Source organism: Pseudoroseomonas sp. WGS1072 (genome assembly GCF_049340465.1).
GTDB lineage: Bacteria > Pseudomonadota > Alphaproteobacteria > Acetobacterales > Acetobacteraceae > Pseudoroseomonas.
The window spans coordinates 3410743-3429893 of record NZ_JBMPSU010000001.1; the positions used below are offsets into that span (position 1 = coordinate 3410743).

Here is a 19151-nt window from a genome sequence, read left to right on the forward strand (position 1 = left end):
ATTATGTAAAATCTAGGTGGCGGCAGGAATGGTCAGCTGCATGCCGTCATGCGCGGCTTCCACTCCATCCGGCAAGTTCGCACGCAGCCAGGACCAGTCCATGTCCGTGCCCATATGGGTCAGGACCGTGCGGCGCGGCTTCAGCGCGGCCACCCAGTCCAGCACCTTGTCCAGATGCGCATGCACAGCGTGCGGCCGCCGCTGGAAGCAGCCGACGATCCAGGTATCCAGACCGCCCAGCATCGCCATGCTCTCCTCCGGCATGGCGACGACATCCGTGGAGTAAGCGAAGCCGCCAATCCGCAGGCCGAGCGTCTCCATGACCTTATGGTCCTGCCGGAAAAGCCGGACCGCCATCCCGGCCGCCTCGACCGTCCGCCCCGGCGCCACGGCGACCGGCGTCAGCGCCGGCCGGAAGAAGATCGGCGGCGTCGGCGGGCGGAAGACATATTCGAAGCGGGCCTGAAGCTCCGCCAACGTCTCCGGCGTCGCGAGCAGCGGCAGGGCTTCGCCCAGCACCCGGTTGATCGGCCGCAGCTCATCCAGCCCCATGATGTGATCGGCATGTCCATGCGTCACCAGGAGGCAGTCCAGCCGCCCTATGCCATTCTCCAGCAGTTGCTGCCGGAGATCGGGCCCGGCATCGACCAGCAGGCGGCGGCCATCCGCGCCCTCGATCAGGATCGAGGATCGCTTGCGGCGGTTGCGCGGCTCGCCAGGATCGCAGTGCCCCCAGTCGCCCAACCCATCCGGGCCACCGATCTGCGGCACGCCGGCGGAGCCTCCGCAGCCCAGGACAGAGACCTTCAACGACAAGGGCCTAGGCCGCCTTGCTGAAAAGGCGCCGGAAATTCGCGGTGGTCAGCGCGGCCATGGCCTCCTCGTCCATGTCGTGCAGCCCGGCGAGGACGCGCGCCGTATGGCGGACATAGGACGGTTCGTTGCGCTTTCCCCGGAACGGCACCGGTGCCAGATAGGGCGAGTCCGTTTCGACCAGGATGCGGTCCTTCGGCATGTCCCGGGCGATGTCGCGGATCTCCTGCGACTTCGGGAAGGTCAGCATGCCCGAGAAGGACACGTATCCCCCCATGGCGATCGCCTCCTCCGCCAGCCCGCGGCCGGAGCTGAAGCAATGCAGCACGAAGGAGAAGGCGCCGTCGGCGCGCTCCTCCCGCAGGATGTCCCCGATATCCTGGTCCGCGTCCCGCGCGTGCACGACCAGCGGCAGGCCGGTCTGGCGAGCGGCGCGGATATGCCGCCGGAAGCCCTCCTGCTGAACCGCCCGCGGCGCCTTGTCGTAGAAGTAGTCCAGCCCGCTCTCGCCGATGCCGACGACGCGCGGATGCCCGGCGGCGGCAACGATCTTCGCCACCTCGGGCAGCGGGCTTTCCCCCACATTCTGGGGATGCACGCCGACAGTGGCCCAAACCCCGGGGAATCGTTCCGATATCGATTTAACGTCGGCGGCCTGGCTCATCCGCACGCCAATGGTGACCATCTCTCCCACACCTGCCTCGGCGGCGCGGCCGAGGATGTCCCGGATCTCCTCATCGTTGAAGTAGTCGAGATGGCAGTGGCTATCGACCAGCATCAGGCCGCCTCGTCCTGGATCTTCTGGAACAGGGGGCTGGGCGGCGGCAGCGCCGTCCCGTCGGGCATGGGGCTGGCGAGCGCTGCGAGGCCGCGCTCGCCCTCGGGCACGCCGAGCTGGTCGAGCATGCGGGCCATGGTCCCCGGCATGAAAGGCAGCAGCACCGTGGCGAGGCAGCGCAGCAGGCTGTGCAGATGCCGCAGCACGGACAGCATGCGGGCCGGATCGGTCTTCTTCAGCGACCACGGCTTCTGCGCGTCGATCCAGGAGTTGCCCAGCCGCGTCATCACCCAGATGCGCTCCAGCGCCTCATGGAAGGCCTGGCGGCCCAGCGCCTCGTCGACCTGGCCCGGAAGGGCGCGGATGGCGTCCAGCACCTCGCCATCCGCCGGCAGCTCCGGCCCGGCAGCAGGCAGCCGGCCCTCGTAGTTCTTCTGAATCAGCGCCAGGCTGCGCTGTGCCAGATTGCCCAGATCATTGGCCAACTCGCTGTTCAGGCGTCCGATCAGCGCACGGCGACTGAAATCGCCGTCATTGCCGAAGGGCACCTCGCGCAGCAGGAAGAACCGTACCGGATCCAGCCCGAATTCGTCGATCAGCGCCAGCGGATCGATGACGTTGCCGACCGACTTGGAGATCTTCTGCCCCTCATTGGTCCACCAGCCATGCGCGAAGATGCGGCGGGGCGGCGGCAGGTCGGCGGCCATCAGGAACGCCGGCCAGTAGATGGCATGGAAGCGCAGGATATCCTTGCCGACGAAATGCACGTCGGCCGGCCAGAACTTCCAGAGCTCACCGGTCTCGTCGGGATAGCCGAGGGCGGTGATGTAGTTCGTCAGGGCATCGAGCCACACATACATCACATGGGCATCGTCGCCCGGCACCTTGACGCCCCATTTGAAGGAGGTGCGGGAGATGGAGAGGTCGCTGAGCCCGCTCCTGACGAAGCTGATCACCTCGTTGCGCCGGGTGCCAGGCGCGATGAAATCCGGATGCGCCTCGTAGAAGGCGAGGAGCCTGTCCTGCCAGGCCGAGAGCCGAAAGAAGTAGGAAGGCTCCCTCACCCATTCGACCGGCGCGCCGGTCGGAGCGAACTTCTGCCCGTCCTTCTCCGTGATCTCGTCGGGCCCGTAGAAGGCCTCGTCACGGACTGCGTACCAGCCTTCGTAATGGCCGAGGTAGATCTCGCCCTTCTCCTGCAGCCGGGTCCAGAGCGCGGCGCAGGCCCTCTTGTGCCGCTCCTCCGTGGTGCGGATGAAGGCGTCATTCGAGTAGTTCATGCGGGCGGCCAGTTCGCGGAAGGCCTCGCTCACCATGTCGGTGAAGGCCTGCGGCTGCATCCCCCGCGCCTCGGCGGCCTTCTCGACCTTCTGACCGTGCTCGTCGGTGCCGGTCAGGAAGAAAACCTCCTGCCCCGACATCCGCCGCCAACGCGCCATCACATCGGCCGCGAGAGAGGTATAGGCATGGCCGATATGCGGCTTGTCGTTGACGTAATAGATCGGTGTGGTCAGGTAGGAGCGGGATTCGCTCGTCATCGTTCAGGTCCTCAACGCGAGGTCAGCTGCGTCAGGCCGGTCAGGACCGCCTGCTTGCGGTCGAGATTCAGGGCTTCCGTCTCGTCGGCCAGGCGGCCAAGGGTGTCCCACAGCGAGGCCCAGTCGGCAAGCGGGCGGGCGGCGATGAAGGCCGGCGCCTCCCCTCCCCGCGCGGCCTCGCGGATGGCCGAGCCCAGGGCATCGCGCAGCAGGGTGATGAAGGTGCCGAAGGCGCTGCCGTCCCTGCGTGCCGCCAGGCTGTCGGCCAGGGCATGCAACTGCCGCCCGTCCAGATCGGGAAGGCCATGCAGGACCGTCTCGACGCTGCGCTGGAGCGTCAGCCCGTCCTCCTCGAACAGCCGGAGCGCACGTCCCGGCGCGCCACCGGAGATCCGCGCCAGAAGCTGAAGCTCAGCCTCCGGCAGGTCGGGCAGCCAGGCCGAGAGGACGGCCTCCATCTCGGCCGGAGGCAGGGGGAACAGCTCGATCCGGCGGCAGCGGCTGCGGATCGTGGGCAGGAGGCGGTCCGGCGCGGCGGTGGTCAGCAGCAGCAGGCTGCGGCTGGGCGGCTCCTCCAGGGTCTTCAGCAGGGCGTTCTGCGCCTCCGGGTTCATCGCTTCGGCCTGCTCGATGACGACGATCCGCCAGCCGCCTTCCGCCGCCGTCAGGCCCAGGAAGCGCGGCACCTGGCGAACCTCGTCCACCCGGATCATCAGCTTCACGCCCCGCTCCCCCGCATTCGGCGCCAGCACGCGCAGGTCGGCATGCCCGCCGGCGGCGACACGGCGGAAGACCGCATCCTGCGGCGGCAGGTGGAGCGGCGGCGAGGAGGGCGGACGGCCGGCCAGCAGCCATCGCGCGAAACGATAGGCCAGCGTCGCCTTGCCGGTGCCCTGCGGCCCCGAGATCAGCCAGGCATGGTGCAACCGTCCTCCCCGGCCCGCCGCCTCCAGTGCCGCCATGGCGGCGTCGTGGCCGTACAGGTCAGGATTGGCCCGCGCCTCCGGGGGGATCACAGCGGTGCCCCGAGCCGATCCGCGAGGACGGCCATGGCCTCCCGCCGCAGCGCCTCGGCCGGCTGCCGCGCATCCAGGATCTGGCAGCGGTCCGGCTCCGCCGTGGCGATGGCCCGGAAGGCGGCGTGGACACGGGCGTGGAAGGGCGCGCCCAGGCGCTCGAACCGATCGGGCAGGCCACGCGACAGGGCCCTGCGCATGCCTTCCGCCGGCGGCAGGTCGAGCACCAGCGTCAGGTCGGGCCGGAAGTCCCCGAGGGCCACATCGGACAGCTTCCGGTACAGGGACAGGTCGAGGCCATGCCCATGGCACTGATAGGCCAGGGTGGAATCGGCAAAGCGGTCGCAGACCACCCAGATCCCGGCCGCCAGGGCGGGACGGATGGTCTTCTCCAGGTGCTCCCGCCGGGCGGCGAACATCAGCATGGCTTCCGCGACCGGATCCCAGTCCACGCTACCCTGCAGCAGAAGCGCGCGCAGCACCTCGGCACCCGGAGCGCCACCCGGCTCCCGGGTCCTCAGCACCGGCAGGCCGGCCTCCGCCAGTGCGCGAGCCAGGCCGCCGGACAGGGTGGTCTTTCCGGCGCCCTCGCCGCCTTCCAGCGTGATGAAGGCCGATCGCGCCGCGGGCCGCCCCACCTCAGCCTGAGATCAGGCGGCCGAGAACCGCCGGAATCCGCTGCACCAGGCCGAGCTTCGCGACATCCGCCCCGGCATAGAGCGGCAGGACCATGGGCGGTACGCCCTGGCCGGAGACTTCCAGCTGGCCAGCCTCCTGCCCCTTGGCCACCGGAGCCTGCAGAGGACTGTCATACCGCAGCTTCACCGTCAGGCTGCGCCGCCATTGCCGCGGCAGCGTCAGCACCAGATCCTTGCCGCCGACCAGGGGGATTGTCGGCCTGTCACCGAGATAGACGGGCGCCTCCTCCACCGTATCGGCGGCGCGGAACAGCACGACGTTCTCGAACTCGCGGAAGCCCCATTCCATCAGCCGCTCGGACTCCTCGGCCCGCGCGCGCATCGAGTTCAGGCCGTTGACCACCAGGATCAGTCGCCGGTCGCCCCGCTTGGCGGTGCCGGTCAGCCCGTAGCCCGCATCCTCCGTATGGCCGGTCTTCAGCCCGTCGGCGCCCGCGACGCGGCCCAGCAGCGGATTGCGGTTCTCCTGGTTGATGTCATGCCAGCGGAAGGAGCGCTCGCTGTAGAAGCGGAAGGCGTCCGGGAAATCGTGGATCAGGCGGCTGGCCAGGATCGCCAGGTCGCGCGCCGTCATGCGGTGCTCGGGGTCGGGCCAGCCGGTCGCGTTGCGGAAGTGGCTGTCCTTCAGGCCGATCCGCTTGCCGTACTCGTTCAGAAGCTCGGCAAACTGCTGCTCGCTGCCGCTGATGCCCTCGGCCAGGACGATGCAGGCATCATTGCCTGACTGGATGATCACACCCCGCGCCAGATTCTCGACACTGACGGAGCTGCCGAGCTCGACGAACATCTTGGAGCCGCCCATGCGCCAGGCGCGCTCGCTGACCGGCAACTCCTGGTCCCAGCGCAGCCGCCCCTGCTTCAGCAGGTCGAAGACGACGTACATCGTCATCAGCTTCGACATCGAGGAAGGCGGCATCAACTCATCCGCGTTCTTCTCGAGCAGCACCGCGCCGGTATCAGCGTCGATGATGAGGGCCTGCCGGGCCTGCGTATCCACCGGCCCGAGGGGCGTGGTCGCCGGGCTGGTCGGCGGCGGGGCCGGTCGCGCGGCCGGGCGGCGCTGCGCCAGGGCCTCTCCCGCACCGGTGGTGGTCAGCGCGCCGGCGGCGACAACCGCGCCGGCACCGCCCAGCAACTCGCGGCGAAGCGGCATGGCGGGGATTCTCCTCATGGGGCTCAGTCGATCAGGATGCGGGCTTCGGACAGGCCGGACCGGAGCACGGCCTCGAGCGCTGTATCCGCCTGCGCGACGGATGCATAGGGGCCAAGGCGGACACGGTATTCGGGCCGGCGGGACGGGCCATGGCTCTCGACCCGGGCGCCGATCCGCGCCGCCTGCCGCTGGGCGTCGGCCCGATTGAAGAAGGTGCCCGCCTGGATGACCATCCGGCCGGGACGGGGCGGCAGCGTGGCAACCTCCTCCGGCAGCCGGAGCGGCGGCGGCGCGGGAGCCGCCACCTCCTCCGCCGCGCGGCGGCCCGGCGGAGACGCGGCCGGGCCGGCCTGGCTCCGGGTGCCTGGCAGCGGTGCCAGCGCCTCGCCTTCCAGCGCCCCGCGGGGCGCCGTGGCGACAGCCAAAACGGTGGAGACATGCTGCGGCGACGTGGCGGACAGGGCGCGCGACAGCCCCGGCTCGACCGCCAGGGCGATCTGTGCCCCGCCCGCCGCCGGAATGCGCAGCAGATCCGCGGCGCGGCGGGACAGCTCCAGCACCCGCCCCGGATGCTGCGGCCCCCGGTCATTCACCCGCACCAGGAGGCTGAGCCCATTCTCGAGATTGGTCACCCGCAGGATGGCCGGCAGCTGCAGGGTCCGGTGCGCCGCTGTCAGGAGGGCTGGATCATGGACCTCGCCATTGGCGGTTCGCCGCCCGGCACGCGGATCGGCCACGACACTCGCCAGGCCGGTCTCCTGCAGGCCGAAATCCTCCTTCGGATAGGACCAGACGCCGCCCATCTGGTAGGCCCCGCCGATCAGATAGCGGCCGCCCGCCGCCGGACCCGATGGCGCGGGAGGCCGATGGCAGGCCGTGACCAGCACCGGCAGCGCCAGGCCCATGCCGAGGACGGCGCGCCGTCTCATGCCACGAGATCGGACAACAGCCCGACGGCGAGGGCGTAGTAGTCGGAAGGATTGTATCGACGAATGACGTTGAAGTTCTGGTAGACCGCGAAGGCCTGCCCGCCCGCCCCGCCGGGCAGCAGGATGGAGGTGGCCATGTCCAGCGGCGGCAGGGGCGTGCCGTCGCTGGCCCGGACCCCGGCCTGCACCCAGTCGCGCAGCGGGCGGCGCGTGCCGCGGCCGGCCTGCCCGCGATCGAAGCCCGAGGGCAGCAGGACCTCGCGCCCCCAGCGCTCGTCCCCGCGCCAGCCATTGCGGCCGAGATAATTGGCGATGGAGGCCAGGGCATCGGCCCGGTTGTCCCAGATGTCGCGCCGGCCATCGCCATCGAAGTCCACGGCGAGACGCTCGAAGCTCGAGGGCATGAACTGCGGGTGCCCCATGGCGCCCGCGTAGCTGCCCCGCATCCGCTCCGGCGTGACATCCCCCGCCTGCAGGATCCGCAGGGCCGCCATCAGCTCGCCACGGAAGAAATCGTGACGCCGCCCGTCCCAGGCCAGCGTGGCCAGGGCCTCGATCACGTTGAAGGTGCCGGTGAAGCCGCCATAGTTCGTCTCCAGGCCCCAGACGGCGACGACCACGCGGGGAGACACCTGGTAGCGTTGCCAGATGGCATCCAGAAGCGCCTGGTTGGCCTGGAAGGCCTGCCGGCCACGCTCGATGCGCTGGGCGGAAAGCCGGCTGTCCCGGTACTGCTCCCAGGTCAGCGTGAACTCGGGCTGGCGCCGGTCAAGCTCAAGCACCTTCTCGTTCGGTCGTATCCCCGTCAGGGCCCTTTGCAGCACGGATTGCGAGATCCCCGCACGTCGGGCATCCGACGCGACCTCGGCCATGAAGGCCTCGAAGCTGGAGGTGGCGGCCTGCGCACCGGTTGCGGCAAGCGCAGGGAGGGCGGCGACTCGGGAGAGGAGGAAACGACGACTGACCATGCGCGAGAGGTGCCATGAGGGCCCGCCGGACTGCAACCGCTGGCGTCATGCGCTGCGGCTCCTGTTACTTAAGGGCGAAAGAGAGTTGCCCAAATTCATTGCGATTCCGCATCAAATTGTGTCGGAAGCGGCTCCCTGTGGCCGCATCCCACTTCCCTTAAGACAGTGAGGGCGCTAACGGCGCGTGCGGGACGATGCGACATCGCGTCCGCAGACGGATGGGTGGCCGAGTGGTTTAAGGCAGCGGTCTTGAAAACCGCCGTAGGGGTAACTCTACCGTGGGTTCGAATCCCACCCCATCCGCCAGACGCCGCCCCTAGCCCTCCACGATGCCGATGAGACCCCTCAGGGCAATAATCCATGGTCATCCGTTCGGCGCTGGTCCCATCCCCCGCCTTTCCGGCCGGTCAGGGCGCTCGCAGGAGGGCGCCGCCAAGGGTCGCCAGGCGCTGCGTGCCGTCGGCCAGGACGGAGGCCGCCTCCGCGCAGAAGGACGGCAGGACGGCGCCGGCAAGATGGCAGATCCCGCCGGCGGCCCAGTCCGCGCGGATCGTGCTCCGTTCAGCCAGGCCGCCCCAGGACCATGACAGGATCACAGCCACGATCAGCGGCTCGAAGGGCGAACCGGTCCGGCACAGCGGCAAGGCATAGGTGCCCTTGAAAGGCCAGGCGAGGCGGAGGCCCCCGGGCGTCAGCAGGTCTGCCGCCAGATGAGAGACATAGCCGACCGCCAAGGGCGCCGCGACGACGAAAGGCACGTCATGGCGCAGCAGCACGGCAAGACAGGCGAGGAGCGCCAGCAGCGAATGAGTCATTCCCCGGTGGCCGAAGATCACGGCACAGGGGCGGGAGATGAACCACAATCGCCGGCCCACCCAGGATTTCGGATGGTCGACATCCGGCGCCAGCGCCCCCGCCACGGCCAGGCCGAGCAGGGCCGGATCCAGGGCCGGCAGACCCAGCCTGGGCGCTGCCAGCATCCAGGCGGCCGCACCCAGAGCGACATGCGAGCCCGCCATCATGACAGCCGGACAACCCCTTGACGATGCAAACTCAAACTAGGAGTCAGGAATCAAGGGTACAAGCCTGATTCCAAGGGATTCTGTGGCTCAGACCCGCCTCAGGGGTGCTTTGGCGGCCTGAGGGTCTATATTGGCGGGGTGAATCTCGTATCCTCCAATCGCGGCCACCTCGATATCGAGGTCGTCTATGATCTCGTCTGCCCCTGGTGCTTCCTGGGCGCCAGGCGGCTGCGACGCATGCTGGCCCGGCGCGCCGATATCCTGACGACGGTGCGCTGGCGTCCGTTCCTGCTGAATCCGGAGCTGGGTGCCGGGGCGGGCCATCGGCACGAGCAGGCCGCCCGCCGCTTCGGCAGCGAGGAGCGCATGCGCCGGCTGCACGCCACCATGACGGAGCTGGGCCGGCCGGAAGGCATCGATTTCCGTTTCGAACGCATCCGCCGCGTCCCCTCCTCCGTCGACGCGCACCGCCTGGTCCGCCTGGCGGGGCAGCACGGCATTGCCGATGCGCTGGTGGATGGGCTGTTCACGGCGCATTTCAGCGAGGGCGCCGACATCGGTGACCACGAGGTCCTGGCCCGGCTGGGTGAGCGCTACGGGCTCGACCAGCGCACCGTCCTGCGGTTTCTCGCGACCGGCCTGGAGGTGGAGGCGGTCCATGCGGAGAACCTCCGGGCTCATCGCCTCGGCATCAATGGGGTCCCTTGCTTCGTGATTTCCGGAGGCGGCGGCATCGGGTCGAGCCACGCCATCGCCGGCGCCCAGGAGCCGGAAGTCCTGGGGCGCCTGCTGGACGTGGCCCTGGCCGAAGCGATGGAGTTCTGAGGCAAGCCGGTGTCAGGCGGCGCGCCCCTGCGCCGCGACGCCGGCCAGCGCGGCCAGCATGTCCTTCGCGGTACGGACGCGCGTCTTCAGGTCCATCTCCCGCACCATGGCCAGCTTGTGGTCCGGCCGCAGTTTCACCAGCCCCTTCTGGGCTGTCACCCAGTTCACCAGGCCGCCCGGATTGGCGAAACGGTTCTGGCGGAAGGTCAGGACAATGCCCTTCGGCCCGGCATCAAGCTTCTCGACACCCGCCTGCCGGCAGAGGTGCTTGATGGAGACGACCTGAAGCAGGTTCTCGACCTCCGCCGGAAGCGGGCCGAAGCGATCGGCGAGCTCGGCCGCCATGGCCTCGACCTCGGCCTCGCCCGCCAGGGCACCGATGCGCCGGTAGAGACCGAGACGCACCGGCAGGTCGGCCACGTAGCTCTCGGGGATGAGGACCGGCAGGCCGAGATTGATCTGCGGCGTCCACTCGCGATCCTCCTCATCCCGGCGCCCCTGCCCCGCCTTGATGGTCGCCACCGCCTCCTCCAGCATCTGCTGGTAGAGTTCGATGCCGACCTCGCGGATATGACCCGACTGCTCGTCGCCGAGCAGATTGCCGGCACCGCGGATATCGAGGTCATGGCTGGCCAGCGTGAAACCGGCGCCGAGATTGTCCAGCGTCTGCATCACCGCCAGGCGCTTCTCCGCCGAGCCCGAAAGGCGCTGCGCCGCCGGCCAGGTCAGATAGGCATAGCCACGCAGCTTGCCCCGGCCCACCCGGCCGCGAAGCTGGTAAAGCTGCGCCAGACCGAACATGTCGGCGCGATAGATGATGAGAGTATTGACCGCGGGCATGTCGAGCCCGCTCTCGACGATGTTGGTCGCCAGCAGGATGTCGTACTTGCCGTCGCCGAACTCGGTCATGACGCGTTCGAGCTCGGTCGGGGTCAGCCTCCCATGCGCCTGCACCGTGCGCGCCTCCGGCACGATCTCGGCCAGGCGGGCGGCCATTCTCGGCAGGTCCTCCAGGCGCGGCACCACGCAGAAGATCTGCCCGCCACGGAAGCGCTCGCGCTGGATCGCCTCGCGGATGACGACCGAATCGAAGGGCATGATGAAGGTGCGCACCGCCAGGCGGTCGACCGGCGGCGTGGCGATAACGCTCATCTCCCGCACCCCCGTGAGCGCCAGCTGCAGCGTCCGCGGAATCGGCGTCGCCGTCAGCGTCAGGACATGGACATCGGCCCGCAGCGCCTTGAGCCTCTCCTTGTGCGCCACGCCGAAATGCTGCTCCTCATCGACGATGACGAGGCCGAGGTCGGCGAAGTCGATGCCCTTGGCCAGCAAGGCATGCGTGCCGACCACGATGTTGATGGATCCGTCGGCGAGCCCGGCCTTGACCGCCGCCGCCTCCTTCGCCGTGACCATGCGGGAGAGCTGGGCGACCTTGATCGGCAATCCCGCGAAGCGGGCGGTGAAGGTGCGGAAATGCTGGCGCGAGAGAAGAGTGGTCGGCACCACCACGGCCACCTGCGCGCCGGTCATGGCGACGACGAAGGCGGCCCGGAGGGCGATTTCCGTCTTGCCGAAGCCGACATCGCCGCAGATCAGGCGGTCCATGGGCCGGCCGGCCGACAGATCCTCCAGCACATCGGCGATGGCGCGCTGCTGATCCTCGGTTTCGGCGAAGGGGAAGCGCGCGCAGAACTCGTCCCAGGCCCCTTCGGGCGGGGTGGCCAGATGGGCTTCCTTGACCTTGCGCTCCGCCGCGACCCGGATCAGCTGGCCCGCCATGTCGGCGATCCGCTGCTTGGCCTTGGCCTTGCGGTTCTGCCAGGAGGTGCCGCCCAGCTTGTCCAGCGTCGCCCCGGCGGTGTCGCTGCCGAAGCGCGACAGCAGCTCGATGTTCTCGACCGGCAGGAACAGCCTGTCGCCGCCGTCGTAGACCAGGCGGAGGCAGTCATGCGGGGCGCCCGAGACCTCGATGGTCGCCAGGCCGTCATAGCGGCCGATGCCATGCTCCTGGTGCACGACCAGGTCGCCCTCGGCGATCTCGGTGGCATCGGCGATGAACTGGTCCGCCCGCTTGCGGCGCCGCGGCGGCCGGGCGATGCGCTCGCCGAGAAGATCCTGCTCGCCGGTGACGGCGATGGCGCCACCCTTGCCGCCTTCCGGGCCCGGCCCGACGAAGCCGCGCTCCAGGCCATAGACGACGAGGCCGATCATGCCGGCCGGCAGGCGCCGGGCCGCCGCCCAGTCCTCCACCGGCTGCGCGGTCACGCCATTCTCGCGCAGCAGGTTGCCCAGCCGGTCCCGCGAGCCCCGGGTCCAGGCGGCGACGAGCGGGCGGTGGCCGCTCCGCGCCAGGCTCTCGGCCTGCTCGCGGAAGGCGGTGAAGACATTCTGCCCCGAGGCCCGCGCCTCCGCGTAGAGGCGCCCTGGCCGTCCTCCGGCCTCGATACCCTCCGCGCCCTCGGGCCGGGGGAAAGGGCTGAAGGAGAGCAGCGGGCCGCCCGACAGCATGGCATCCCAGTCGGCGCGGCTGAGGTAGAGCCGGCCCGGCGGCACCGGCCGATAAGGCACCTCCCCCTCGCGGGATGGGCCGCGCCGCGCCTGATAGTGATCCTCGATCATCTCGAGCCGGGCCTCGAGCGCGTCCCCGGCCTGGTGGTCCAGGCTGACGGAGGCGCCGGGCATGTAGTCGAGCAGCGTCGCCATGCTCTCATGGAACAGCGCCGCCCAGTGCTCCATGCCGGGGTGGCGCCGGCCGGCGGAGATCGAGACGTAGAGGGGGTCCTCGCCGGAGGCCGGGCCGAAGAGGTCCCGGTAGCCGGTCCGGAAGCGCGCGATCGAGGCCTCGTCGAGGAAGACCTCGCCAACCGGCCGCAGCCAGAGTTCCTGCAGGACCGCGCCGCTTCGCTGCGTCTCGGTGGAGAAATGGCGCAGGCTCTCGATCTCGTCGCCGAAGAGGTCCAGGCGAACCGGCTCCGCTTCACCGGCCGGATAGAGATCGACGATGCCACCGCGCACGGCGTACTCGCCCGGCTCCATCACGGTCGCCACCCGGCCATAGCCATTGGCCTCCAGGAAGCCGGCCAGCCGCTCGGGCGCGATGCGGCCGCCACGGCGCAGCAGCAGCGTCGCATCCGCGAAGACCACGGGCGGCGGAATGCGCTGCACCAGGGCATTCACGGTGGTCAGCACGAGCCTGGGCCGCTGCCCGGTTTCCAGCAGCCGGGTCAGCGTCGCGACGCGCTCGGCCACGAGTTCGGCATGCGGCGAGACCCGGTCATAGGGCAGGCAATCCCAGGCCGGTAGGCGCAGCACCTCGATCTCCGGCGCGAAGAAGCCGAGCCCCTCCTGCATCCGGGCCATGCGCGCATCGTCCCGGCAGACATGCAGCACCGGTCCGGAAAACTCCCGCCTGCGGCGGGACAGCAGAAGGGCGTCGAAACCCTCGGGAGCGCCGTAGACGGTCAATGCGGTCATGCGCGGCGCGCGGCCTCCGGCACGCCGGCGCCGGTGCGGGAGCATTCCTCCCGCATCCGCGCCATCATCGGCGTCATGACCTCCGGAGGGATGGGCCGGCGGCCGCTCAGCCAGTCGGCCAGGTCGACATCGAGATGGTCGAGCACCGCCTCCAGCTCGTCCAGCTCCGGGTCGGTGAAGACGGCGATATGGCGCGCCACGAAGCCGCCGACCATCAGGTCGGTCTCCTTCGTGCCGCGATGGTGAGCCCGGAACAGCAGGCGGCGGCGGCGGGGGGTCAGCTCGGGGGTGGTGTTTTCGGTCAGGGACATGTCGGCGCCTTATCAGGCTGGCATATAGAGGCTGATGGGAATCATGTCAGCCCAAGAGGCCGAACTGTATCCGGCGGCGCCGCTCCTGGCGCCGCTGTCCAGCCTGCCCTTGCCGGAGGAGAAACGGAAGCGCCTGGCCCAGGCCGTCGAGGGCGACAGGCTGATCGACCTGCTCTTCCACATGCCGGAACGCTACCAGGACCGCCGGGCGAGCCTGCCGCAGGAAGGCGAGGTCGCCACGCTGGAGGTCCGGGTGCTCAGCGTCCAGCCGCCCCGCAGCCCGACGCAGCCCTGGTCGGTCTGCTGCGAGTCGCCGGCCGGCCTTCTCGACCTGATCTATTTCGGCCGGCGCTCCTGGCTCGGCGCCTGGCTCGGCCGCACCTATCCGGAGGGCGCGGTCCGTCGCGTGTCCGGGCGGATGAAGCGCTTCCGAGACCGCTGGCAGATGGAGGCCCCCGACTTCGTCTCTCCGCCCGACGACATTCCCGAGATCCAGCCCATCTGGCCGCTGGTGCGCGGCCTCGGTCAGCGGGATGTCGGGCGCGCCATGGCGGAGGCGTGCGGGGCCCTGCCCGACCTGCCCGAATGGCAGGATCGCAACCTCCTGGCACGGCGCCGCTGGCCTGCCTTCGGCGAGGCCCTGCGCGCCCTGCAGATGCCGGACGAGCCGCCTCCCGAGGCACCGCGCGAGCGGCTGGCCTATGACGAGCTGCTGGCCGGACAGCTCGCCGTCGGCCTGGTGCGCCGTACCGTCCTGCACCGCCCGGGGCGTGCCCTGATCGGCAGCGGCCTGCTCCGGGAGGCCGCCCTGAAGGCCTTCGGCTTCCCGCCCACCGCCGCGCAGGAGCGGGCCCTGGCGGAGATCGATGCCGACCTGGCGGCGCCGCGGCGCATGCTCCGCCTGCTGCAGGGCGATGTCGGCGCCGGCAAGACGCTGATTGCCGTGCTGGCCATGCTGCGTGCCGTCGAGGGCGGCGCCCAGGCGGCGCTGATGGCGCCCACCGAACTGCTGGCCCGGCAGCATCTGAGGACGCTGGAGAAGCTGGCAGGCGCGGCGCGGGTGCCCTGCGCGCTGCTCGCCGGCTCGGTCAAGGGCAAGGCGCGGCGGCAGGTGCTCGAAGGGCTGGCCCGGGGTGATCTCCCCCTGGTCGTGGGCACCCACGCGCTGATCGAGGAGGGGGTGGCCTTTCATGACCTCGGCCTTGTGGTTGTGGACGAGCAGCATCGCTTCGGCGTGGCGCAGCGCCTGGCCCTGGCCGAGAAGGGCACGACCGATGTCCTGGTCATGACCGCGACCCCGATCCCCCGCACGCTGCTGCTGACGCAATGGGGAGACATGGCGGTAAGCCGGCTCGAGGGCCGGCCCGCCGGACGGCAGCCCATCGTGACGCGGATCATCAGCCGCGAGCGGCGCGCGGAGCTGACGGCGCGGCTGCGCGCCGCCTTCGCCGCCGGGCACCGGGCCTACTGGGTGGTGCGGGCGGTGGAGGAAGGCGAGAGGCACGACAACGCCGCCGCGGAGACCACCTTCGCCGAGCTGGCCGCCCTGTTCGGCGACAAGGTCCGCCTGGCCCACGGCGCCCAGAAGCTGGAGGTCCGCGAGGCCGCCCTGCAGGACTTCGCCTCCGGCCGCGCGCAGCTCCTGGTCGCCACGACGGTGGTCGAGGTCGGCGTGGACGTGCCGGACGCCACCATCATGATCATCGAACAGGCCGAGCGTTTCGGCCTCGCCGCCCTTCACCAGCTGCGTGGCCGCGTGGGCCGCGGTCCGGCGCAGTCCTTCTGCCTGCTGCTCCCCTCCGCCGAGCTGAACGAATCCGAGCAGCGCCGGCTGGCCGTGCTCCGGGACACGCAGGACGGCTTCGTCATCGCCGACGCCGATCTCGACCACCGCGGCGGCGGCGATGCGCTCGGCCTTCGCCAGGCTGGCCGCCTGGGCCGCCGCATCGCCGATCCGCAGCGCCACGGCGGCATGATCCGCATGGCCCATCAGGACGCCGCGCTGCTGCTGGAGAAGGACCCGGAGCTGCGGGCCACGCCGCGCGGGCGCGCGGCCCGGATGCTGCTGGCCCTGTTCGGCCATGACCTCACCCTCGCTCCGCTCGCCGCGGGCTGAGTCCGCCGCGACAATCCGATACAGCGCCGGGGCTTGCAAACCCTCCTGCCACGATTAAACCGGACCGGCATCCGGTCCTGCAGGGGGTATGCGCGGTTGTCCGCACTCATCGAGATCGACCGTCTGACCAAGCGCTTCGGTACCTTCACCGCCGTGGACAACGTGTCCTTCCAGGTCGCCCGTGGCGAGGTGCTGGGCTTCCTCGGACCGAACGGCGCCGGCAAATCGACCACCATGAAGATGCTCGCCGGCTTCGTGACGCCGAGCGCGGGGGCGGCGCGGATCTGCGGCGAGGATGTCGTCGCCCGGCCTGTCGAAGCCAAGCGGCAACTCGGTTATCTTCCTGAGGGCGCGCCCACCTATCCCGAGATGACGGTGCAGTCCTTCCTGGGCTTCGTCGCGCGCATCCGCGGCTACCGCGGCGGCGAGGAACGCGAGCGCGTGGCCCATGCCATGCGGCTGACCACGCTGGAGGGCGTGCGACTGCAGCCCATCGAGACCCTGTCCAAGGGCTTCAAGCGCCGCGTCGGCCTGGCCCAGGCGCTGCTGCACGATCCGCCGGTGCTGGTGCTGGACGAGCCTACCGATGGCCTCGACCCCAACCAGAAGCATGAGGTGCGCCGCCTGATCGGACAGATGGCGCCGAGCAAGGCCATCATCATCTCGACCCATATCCTCGAGGAGGTCTCGGCGATCTGCACGCGCGCCATCATCATCGCGCGCGGGCGCCTGCTGGCGGATGCGACGCCCGCGGAGCTGGCCCGGCGCGGCCCCTCGCTGGATGCCGTCTTCCGCGAGCTGACCCTGTCGCAGGAGGCGCCGTGATGGCGGCCGCGCTGACCATCGCCCGGCGGGAGCTGGCCGGCTACTTCGCCACCCCCGTCGCCTATGTCTTCATCGTCATCTTCCTCGTGATGTCCGGCACGTTGACCTTCACCCTCGGCAACTTCTTCGACCGCGGAACGGCGGATCTGCAGCCCTTCTTCGGCTTCGTGCCCTGGCTGTTCCTCTTCCTGGTGCCGGCCCTCACCATGCGGCTCTGGGCCGAGGAGCGCCGCCTCGGCACCATCGAGCTCCTGCTGACGCTGCCCGTCACGCAGTGGCAGGCCGTGCTGGGCAAGTTCCTGGCGGCCTGGCTGTTCTGCGGCATCGCGCTGGCGCTGACTTTCCCCCTGGTGCTGACGGTCAATTATCTCGGGCGGCCCGACAATGGCGTCATCGCCACCGGCTACATCGGCTGCCTTCTCGTGGCCGGGGCCTATCTCTCCATCGGTGCCGCCATCTCCGCGCTGACCAAGAACCAGGTCGTCGCCTTCGTGCTGGCCGTCGCGGTCTGTTTCCTGTTCGCCGCCTCGGGCAGCCCGGTCGTCACGGATTTCCTGTCGCGCCGCATCCCCGTCATGGCGGAGATCGCGCGCGGCATCTCCGTCACCGAACGCCTCGGCGACCTCTCGCGCGGCATCGTCGCCCTGCGCGATCTGATCTTCTTCGGCACCTTCATCGGCTTCTGGCTCTTCGCCAACACCCTGGCCGTCGATCACCGGAAGGCCGACTGAACGATGCCCCGGACCTCCCCTTCCCCCGCCGCCCCGCCCCTCGCTTCCGGCCGGCTGCTCTACTCCCTGGCCGGGTTGGCGGCGGCCCTGGTGCTGGCCGTGTCGGTGAATCTGCTGGCCGCGCGGCTGCTTCCTCATGCCCGGCTCGATCTGACCCAGCAGCATCTCTACACGCTCTCGGACGGAACCCGGCAGGTGCTGTCCGGCCTGCGGGATCCCATCACGCTGCGGCTGTTCTATTCGCGGCAGCTCGGCGGCGCCGCGCCGGTCTTCGGCGCCTATGCCGACAGGGTGCGCGAGATGCTGCAGGAATATGCCAGCGCATCGGACGGCAGGCTGCGGCTGGAGTTCCTGGACCCCGAACCCTTCAGCGAGACGGAGGACCGCGCCCTCTCCTACGGCATCCAGGGCGTGCCGATCGACCAGACGGGAGAGCAGGTCTATTTCGGCATTGCCGGAACCAACCTGATCGACGACGAACGCGTGCTGCCGTTCCTGCAGCCCGAACGCGAGCGGTTCCTGGAATACGATCTGACGCGGCTGATCCACGAACTGTCCAACCCCCGGCGGCCGGTGGTGGGACTGCTTTCGGCACTGCCCCTGAATGGCGACCCCCGCGCGCTGATGATGCGCGTGCCGGGCGCCGGCCAGCCCTTCGTCATCGCCAACCAGCTCAGGCAGTTTTTCTCCCTGCGCGAGATCGCGCCCGAGACGCAGCGGATCGATCCCGATGTCGAGGTGCTGATCGTCGCGCAGCCGCAGAACCTGCCGGAGGCGATGCTCTACGCCATCGATCAGTTCGTCATGCGCGGCGGCAAGCTCTTCGCGATGACCGATCCGCACAGCGAGAGCCAGGCCTCGCGTCCCGGCCCGAACGGGCAGCCGGTGCGGGACACGGCATCGGGCCTGGACCGCCTGCTGAATGCCTGGGGCATCGAGACGCCGCGCGACAAGGTGGTGCTCGACCAGCGCGGCGCCTGGCGCGTCCGGGCCAATCCGCAGGATCGCGTGCAGGCGGTGGACTACCTGGCCTGGTTCAACACCACCGGCGATTCGCTGACGCGGAGCGACGTGGCCACGGCCGATCTGCAGCAGGTCACCTTCGCCTCGGCCGGCGAGGTGCGGCACAGGCCGGACGCCCCGATCGAGTTCACGCCGCTGATCACCAGCAGCGACCGCGCGATGCTGGTGGACGTGGCCCGTGTGCGCGAAAGCCCCGACCCAGCCCGGCTGCTGGCCGAGTTCCGCCCCGACGGCCAGCACCACGTTCTGCTGGCCCGCGCCCGTGGCATGCTGCGCAGCGCCTTCCTGGATGGCCCGCCCGCCCTGCCGGAAGGTGTGGCGCGCGAGGAGGGCCTGCCGGCCCATCTGGATAAGAGCGAGGGACCGGCCAATCTCGTCGTCGCCAACGACTCCGATCTGCTGGAGGACCGTTTCTGGGTCCAGGTCCAGGATTTCCTCGGGCAGCAGACAGCGACCCCCTTCAGTGACAACGGCGCCCTGGTGGCCAATCTGACCGACACCCTGGCCGGCGGCGACGCCCTGATCGGCCTGCGCTCCCGGGGCGAATCGCTGCGCCCCTTCGGTGTGGTGGAGGAGATCCGCCGCGATGCTGAGGCCAGATACCGGCAGACCGAACAGGACCTGACCCGCAAGCTGGAGGCCACGGAGCGCCGCCTGCGCGAGCTGCGTCAGGGCACCGGCGCGGCTGGCGGCCAGGCCCAGGCGGTCATCACGCCCGAGCAGAGGGCGGAAATCGACCAGGCCAGGGCGGAGATCGTCGCGACGCGCGGCCAGCTCCGCGGCGTTCAGCTCGAGCTGCGCCGTGACATCGAACGGCTGGAGACCACCCTGCGCGTCCTCAACATCGCCCTGGTGCCGATCCTGCTGACGCTCTTCGCGATTGGCCTCGCCCTGGCCCGGGGCCGCCGTCGCAGCGCCGCGCGGGGCTGAG

The 19151-nt window shown here is 70.0% G+C and carries 16 protein-coding genes and 1 tRNA gene; 6 read left to right on the top strand and 11 right to left on the bottom strand.

The window, feature by feature from the left end; genetic code table 11:
- Nucleotides 1-12: 12 nt before the first annotated feature.
- Genes ACF3NH_RS16010 through ACF3NH_RS16045 form a run of 8 tightly spaced genes read right to left on the bottom strand, consistent with a single transcriptional unit; the run spans nucleotide 13 to nucleotide 7893 of the window.
- Nucleotides 13-771 (bottom strand): MBL fold metallo-hydrolase, encoded by a 759-nt coding sequence (locus ACF3NH_RS16010; RefSeq protein WP_370591922.1) that lies wholly within the window; start codon nucleotides 769-771, stop codon nucleotides 13-15.
- Between the two features lie 49 nt (nucleotides 772-820).
- Complete coding sequence (locus ACF3NH_RS16015) at nucleotides 821-1591, bottom strand: TatD family hydrolase (RefSeq protein ID WP_422924107.1); 771 nt, start codon at nucleotides 1589-1591, stop codon at nucleotides 821-823.
- Nucleotides 1591-3129 (bottom strand): methionine--tRNA ligase, encoded by a 1539-nt coding sequence (gene metG / locus ACF3NH_RS16020; RefSeq protein ID WP_422924109.1) that lies wholly within the window; start codon nucleotides 3127-3129, stop codon nucleotides 1591-1593. The genes ACF3NH_RS16015 and metG overlap by 1 nt, the downstream gene beginning before the upstream one ends.
- 11 nt (nucleotides 3130-3140) lie before the next feature.
- Nucleotides 3141-4145 carry a DNA polymerase III subunit delta' gene (locus ACF3NH_RS16025; RefSeq protein ID WP_198364939.1) on the bottom strand — a complete coding sequence of 335 codons (1005 nt, stop codon included), beginning with the start codon at nucleotides 4143-4145 and terminating at the stop codon, nucleotides 3141-3143.
- On the bottom strand, nucleotides 4142-4783 hold the full coding sequence (tmk, locus tag ACF3NH_RS16030) for a dTMP kinase (RefSeq protein WP_198364938.1): 642 nt from the start codon (nucleotides 4781-4783) through the stop codon (nucleotides 4142-4144). Before tmk ends, ACF3NH_RS16025 begins: the two co-directional genes overlap by 4 nt.
- 1 nt (nucleotide 4784) lies before the next feature.
- Nucleotides 4785-5996 (bottom strand): D-alanyl-D-alanine carboxypeptidase family protein, encoded by a 1212-nt coding sequence (locus ACF3NH_RS16035; RefSeq protein ID WP_198364937.1) that lies wholly within the window; start codon nucleotides 5994-5996, stop codon nucleotides 4785-4787.
- 23 nt (nucleotides 5997-6019) lie between these two features.
- A complete protein-coding gene (locus ACF3NH_RS16040; protein WP_422924112.1) occupies nucleotides 6020-6925 on the bottom strand; it encodes a septal ring lytic transglycosylase RlpA family protein in 906 nt (301 codons plus the stop codon).
- On the bottom strand, nucleotides 6922-7893 hold the full coding sequence (locus tag ACF3NH_RS16045) for a lytic murein transglycosylase (protein WP_422924114.1): 972 nt from the start codon (nucleotides 7891-7893) through the stop codon (nucleotides 6922-6924). Before ACF3NH_RS16045 ends, ACF3NH_RS16040 begins: the two co-directional genes overlap by 4 nt.
- A gap of 216 nt (nucleotides 7894-8109) precedes the next feature.
- Between ACF3NH_RS16045 and ACF3NH_RS16050 the strand changes: the two genes are divergently transcribed.
- A tRNA-Ser gene (locus ACF3NH_RS16050) sits at nucleotides 8110-8199 on the top strand.
- 101 nt (nucleotides 8200-8300) lie between these two features.
- Here ACF3NH_RS16050 and ACF3NH_RS16055 read toward each other — a convergent pair.
- Nucleotides 8301-8915: a metal-dependent hydrolase gene (locus ACF3NH_RS16055; protein ID WP_422924116.1), complete on the bottom strand. Its 615-nt coding sequence runs from the start codon at nucleotides 8913-8915 to the stop codon at nucleotides 8301-8303.
- A 138-nt stretch (nucleotides 8916-9053) separates the two neighbouring features.
- Between ACF3NH_RS16055 and ACF3NH_RS16060 the strand changes: the two genes are divergently transcribed.
- Nucleotides 9054-9740: a DsbA family oxidoreductase gene (locus ACF3NH_RS16060; protein WP_198364933.1), complete on the top strand. Its 687-nt coding sequence runs from the start codon at nucleotides 9054-9056 to the stop codon at nucleotides 9738-9740.
- A gap of 12 nt (nucleotides 9741-9752) precedes the next feature.
- Here the strand turns inward: ACF3NH_RS16060 and mfd are convergent, their stop codons facing one another.
- Nucleotides 9753-13214 carry a transcription-repair coupling factor gene (gene mfd, locus ACF3NH_RS16065; protein WP_422924118.1) on the bottom strand — a complete coding sequence of 1154 codons (3462 nt, stop codon included), beginning with the start codon at nucleotides 13212-13214 and terminating at the stop codon, nucleotides 9753-9755.
- Nucleotides 13211-13525 carry a succinate dehydrogenase assembly factor 2 gene (locus ACF3NH_RS16070; RefSeq protein WP_198364931.1) on the bottom strand — a complete coding sequence of 105 codons (315 nt, stop codon included), beginning with the start codon at nucleotides 13523-13525 and terminating at the stop codon, nucleotides 13211-13213. Before ACF3NH_RS16070 ends, mfd begins: the two co-directional genes overlap by 4 nt.
- Before the next feature lie 34 nt (nucleotides 13526-13559).
- Here ACF3NH_RS16070 and ACF3NH_RS16075 point away from each other — a divergent pair, with 34 nt between their 5' ends.
- From ACF3NH_RS16075 to ACF3NH_RS16090, 4 genes are all read left to right on the top strand, one after another.
- Nucleotides 13560-15641, top strand: a complete 2082-nt coding sequence (locus tag ACF3NH_RS16075) for an ATP-dependent DNA helicase RecG (protein WP_422924121.1) — start codon at nucleotides 13560-13562, stop codon at nucleotides 15639-15641.
- Between the two features lie 96 nt (nucleotides 15642-15737).
- Nucleotides 15738-16466, top strand: a complete 729-nt coding sequence (locus tag ACF3NH_RS16080) for an ABC transporter ATP-binding protein (RefSeq protein WP_198364929.1) — start codon at nucleotides 15738-15740, stop codon at nucleotides 16464-16466.
- On the top strand, nucleotides 16466-17197 hold the full coding sequence (locus ACF3NH_RS16085) for an ABC transporter permease (protein ID WP_422924123.1): 732 nt from the start codon (nucleotides 16466-16468) through the stop codon (nucleotides 17195-17197). The genes ACF3NH_RS16080 and ACF3NH_RS16085 overlap by 1 nt, the downstream gene beginning before the upstream one ends.
- A 3-nt stretch (nucleotides 17198-17200) precedes the next feature.
- Nucleotides 17201-19150 (top strand): GldG family protein, encoded by a 1950-nt coding sequence (locus ACF3NH_RS16090; RefSeq protein WP_422924125.1) that lies wholly within the window; start codon nucleotides 17201-17203, stop codon nucleotides 19148-19150.
- Nucleotide 19151: the final 1 nt, after the last annotated feature.